This window comes from Mycobacterium sp. (assembly GCF_035499775.1).
GTDB lineage: Bacteria > Actinomycetota > Actinomycetes > Mycobacteriales > Mycobacteriaceae > Mycobacterium.
This window is the reverse complement of sequence record NZ_DATJYB010000128.1, coordinates 1-3680: the sequence shown is the minus strand read 5'-3', so window position 1 is coordinate 3680 and position 3680 is coordinate 1. Positions and strand designations below refer to the sequence as shown.

The window sequence follows — 3680 nt, the reverse complement described above, 5'->3', positions numbered from 1 at the left end:
GCACTCGGCGCGATCGGGCGCGTAGGTGCCATTGCCCATGCGGAACTCGAACACGTCAGTCGAGGTGCTCGACGTGCCGGCGTGGTCAACGTCAGTGTAGGCGCCGCTGTCACCAGTGATCGAGGCGTAGTAGGTCGTGGCCATTGGGCGTGCCCCTTACGGGTGGGCGGCTCTCGCCGCCGCGCCGTTAGTTGAAGCTGTAGTCGGCCTTGCAATTAACCACAGGCGCGCCCGAGTTGGTCGCCGTAGTCAGGATCACAACGTCGAAATAGCACATGGGGTCATAACTGAGCCCTGCCATCTGCCACAACGGTTGCCCGATGTTGGCTCCCTTGACGTTGCCGCCCAGCAGATACTCAGTCGGGGTGACGACCGAGGCCAAGGCCAAGGCGGTCTGGAACAGATGCGCCACAACGGCCCCACTGTTCGCCACCGCGACCGAGCCGTCGAGCGAGTTGTCGGAATAATACAGCGTCACGTCGCCAGTGAACGTGGTCACCGTCGCATCCAACCAAAGCTTGAGGCCGTGGAGGATCGCACTCGATTTCAGGCGCACCAATTGGTAGGTCGACCCACTGGTCTTGCCCGTAGTCGCGGTCAAGGTGCCATAAGCAGCCTGGATCGGAGACCCGTAATTGGTTGTGCGGATAGCGGGCGACTTGTCAAGGTTGGTGATCGCCGTTACCGCGAGAGCTTCTGAAGGCATCGTCAATCTCCTTTACGGAAGCGAAAGGGGTAATTTCTACCCCTCTCCCTTCAAATTACGGGGCGGTCGGATCGAACCCGCTGGTGTCGGCGCAGTTGATCTGGATGACCTTGAACAGTTGGGTGCGCGTCGCGCCCGCCGAGATCATCGAGTAGAGCTGCCACGGATGGCTGGTCAGATCGGTGCGCTGGCTGACCTTCGTGTTCACGTCGCGCCACATGCCGAGGTAGAGGCCAGAGCGGACCCAGCCGAGACAGTTGCGCAGCGTGTTCGAGGACGAGCTGTTGAGGCGCTCGCTCACCTCGACATCGAAGCCGGCGATGCGGGTGATCGTGCCGTCCTGCACAGTCAGAGACCCACCGTAGTCGCGGTTGATAATCTCCTGTTGCTTCTTCAGATCGCTCTCCTGCTGGGAGCCGATCAGCACGACCGGCCGCTCGGCCATGAGATCGACCTGGGCATGACGCATCACGCGCCAACCCTCGACGAGCTTCGGATAGGTCATACCCGTGCTGGACGAGGCGCCGAACGTGTCGGCAACCAGGGCACCGCCGCTGGTGGAGACGGTCGAGTTGAAGCTCTCGGCGGTCAGGGTCGCCGCATCGACACCGGTCTGCGCCGTTCCATTGGCCGCGTTGATCAGCAGGTCATCGAAGTAGCGGTTCGCCGCGGCAGCCGCCGCTTCGGTAATGCCACCCTTCGGGTCGACGATCGTGCGCAGTTCGTCGAACTGGTCGACCAGTACCGTCAGATCGCGATCGTTCGGGAAGACCCAACGCCGGGTGTACTGCGGGATCGTCGGCACCAGCGGCGAGTAGCGGCCGGCAGGCTGGCGATAGTTGAGGACGCCGATCTGTTGGACCGGGGATGCCGCGCGACCGACGTGGTTGCCGCCATCGCAGCGCCCGCGGATAATCGACATCTTCTGTTGCAGCAAGAGATCGAGACGGGTGGTGAACTGCATCGTCAGCAGCTCGGTCTCGTATGGGTTGTTGCCCGTGTTTGCGGTGGCCATGACCAAGCATCCACATAAAAGTTGCGGTTCGCTCGGCCGTATCCTCGGTCTCCGCGCGGGAGCCTTGTGGGGACCACTGTGATCGAGGACACTCCGGGGACTTGCCCCGCCTTACTACGCTAGCCGGTTTTCACCCCGGGGGTTTCGGGTGCGCCTCGATCGATGTGACATTTATGCCACGGGGGCTACCGTGTCAACAAGAAATTTTCCACGCCGAATTATTTTTTCGACATTTTCGACAGAGTAAGCCCAAGACGCGCTCGTTTGCCGGCTGTCCCGCTGTCGTTCTTGTGTTTTTCCATATAGGCGTGCGTCGACATACCAGCGGCAGCCGCGGCCCGCTTTTCGGCGCCCGGATGCTTGATGGCACTCGCGATCCATTTCTTAGCCATTGCCCTTACTCCGTTTCGCCCGCCCGAACGTGCGGCCCTTATCCGCGCGCAGGAACTCTTTTGCGACCGAGACCGGAGGAGGCTTCTTCCCCTCGGCGCGCAGTTTCGCTTGGCCTGCCGGGGTAGAGGCGAGGCCCATCAAGCGATGTTCTGCTCCGCTGGCGCTAGGCATCGGTAAACTCTCTCGTGCTCGGTAATTCTCCGCTGCAGATCATAATCATCCAAAGCCTGGATGACAAGATCAATCGGCATCCCGATGCACTTGTTCATGAAATCCTGCGCCTGACGCGCATCGTAATCGAACGTCGCCTGCGTAAGCCAGCGGCGGATCGGCAACGGCAGCCCATCGAAGACGCGCATCTGATGCTGCAGATCATCGTCGCGTGTGGCCTCGGGGCCACCGTTACTGGCGCCCGCAGGCATTACCATATGAACTGCCGGCTACGCGCCGTGAACTCGACGGCGCCGGGGGTTTCGTTGTTCAACCGGTTCACTTCCCGCTCGCTGTCCGTCCCGGCATTGAGAACCCGGAACTCCGGGTTCTTACCGAACACGAGGTAGGGCGGGTCGGCCATGTGCCAAGGCGCGTCATGCTGGGCGCGCAGCTCCGCGATAATCGCGCCGAAGTCCGTGGCCGACAGGTACATCCGGGTCGGCCGCTGGTAGGCCGGCATCCCCGCCGCGATGTTGGCAATACGCCAACACTTCTCGACGTACTTCGTCGTGGCGGGGTCGCCAGGTTTGTAGAGGGTGGGCGAGATCGCCGTATGGCGGTTCTCGAACATGTGCTTTTTCTTAGACACCGGCCATCACCCTCTGCAGATCGGAGAAGTACGAGGCCTCACTCGTGCCTGGCGTCAGAGCCTTGTTGATCCATTCCTGGTTCAACCGAAGCTCCTCGTACTTGGCGACGGCATCTTGGCGGGTCATGCCGGTGACCTGGCTGGTGTTGACGTTGCCGCCACCGCCTAGCATCGGCGCTTCCCGGAGCGGGCCCGCCAGTTTCACGAGCCCGTTCATGGCGCTGACGTAGCCGTTGGAGTCGAGCCCATCGAGACTGACGTTCACTCCCAGCGCCTTGAGGGCGCCAATCGCCTGGTCCGCCAGCGTCTTGTTCGTCGCCTGGTCATTACCCCAGGCGGCGGTGAGCGCAGTCGTATTGGCGGTGCTCGCCGCGGCGGCGGCGTTCCGGGAAGCCTCATCGGCCCCGTCCGTCCGTGCCACGAGTTCCTGCGCCAGGGCGCGCGCCGCGGAAACCGGCAACTTGTTCTTGGCTGCGAAGTCGCGCACGAACGAGATATCCTCCGGCTCCAGCGGGGTGCCATCCTTGAACACGATCCCCTCGAACTTGTACTCGTCCGCCGTCTTGGGAACCGAGAGGCCGACGATGCGATCGAACGCGGTCGGGTAGAGCGGATCGTTCGCGTCTTTCGGCACCCGCATAAGCTGGTCAGTCGGGACGCCGAGGAGCTGCGTCGCAGCACGGTGCGCCTGGGCCATCGAACGCGCGACATCCGGGGTCAAGGGCTTGTTCCATCCCTTGGCTGTGATCTCGGTCAGATGGTCT

The 3680-nt window shown here is 62.4% G+C and carries 6 protein-coding genes; all 6 read right to left on the bottom strand.

Translation table 11 applies throughout. The features are described 5' to 3' along the window. Positions 1-187: 187 nt before the first annotated feature. On the bottom strand, positions 188-706 hold the full coding sequence (locus VML93_RS09190; RefSeq protein ID WP_325609862.1) for a hypothetical protein: 519 nt from the start codon (positions 704-706) through the stop codon (positions 188-190). A gap of 55 nt (positions 707-761) precedes the next feature. Continuing rightward, positions 762-1721, bottom strand: coding sequence for a phage capsid protein (locus tag VML93_RS09185; RefSeq protein ID WP_325609860.1), 960 nt, complete (start codon positions 1719-1721; stop codon positions 762-764). Positions 1722-1939: 218 nt separating this feature from the next. After that, on the bottom strand, positions 1940-2113 hold the full coding sequence (locus VML93_RS09180; protein WP_325609858.1) for a hypothetical protein: 174 nt from the start codon (positions 2111-2113) through the stop codon (positions 1940-1942). A gap of 138 nt (positions 2114-2251) precedes the next feature. Beyond that, positions 2252-2536 carry a DUF6525 family protein gene (locus tag VML93_RS09175; protein ID WP_325609856.1) on the bottom strand — a complete coding sequence of 95 codons (285 nt, stop codon included), beginning with the start codon at positions 2534-2536 and terminating at the stop codon, positions 2252-2254. Further along, positions 2536-2916, bottom strand: coding sequence for a hypothetical protein (locus VML93_RS09170; protein ID WP_325609854.1), 381 nt, complete (start codon positions 2914-2916; stop codon positions 2536-2538). Before VML93_RS09170 ends, VML93_RS09175 begins: the two co-directional genes overlap by 1 nt. Continuing rightward, positions 2909-3680 (bottom strand): hypothetical protein (locus VML93_RS09165; RefSeq protein WP_325609852.1); only part of this gene is annotated, 772 nt, incomplete at its 5' end. The genes VML93_RS09165 and VML93_RS09170, both read right to left, overlap by 8 nt.

What these genes read in the sequence shown, in the direction of transcription:
- VML93_RS09190 (WP_325609862.1), bottom strand. Translation starts at nt 706, where the DNA reads ATGCCTTCAGAAGCTCTCGCGGTAACGGCGATCACCAACCTTGACAAG.
- VML93_RS09185 (WP_325609860.1), bottom strand. Translation starts at nt 1,721, where the DNA reads ATGGCCACCGCAAACACGGGCAACAACCCATACGAGACCGAGCTGCTG.
- VML93_RS09180 (WP_325609858.1), bottom strand. Translation starts at nt 2,113, where the DNA reads ATGGCTAAGAAATGGATCGCGAGTGCCATCAAGCATCCGGGCGCCGAA.
- VML93_RS09175 (WP_325609856.1), bottom strand. Translation starts at nt 2,536, where the DNA reads ATGCCTGCGGGCGCCAGTAACGGTGGCCCCGAGGCCACACGCGACGAT.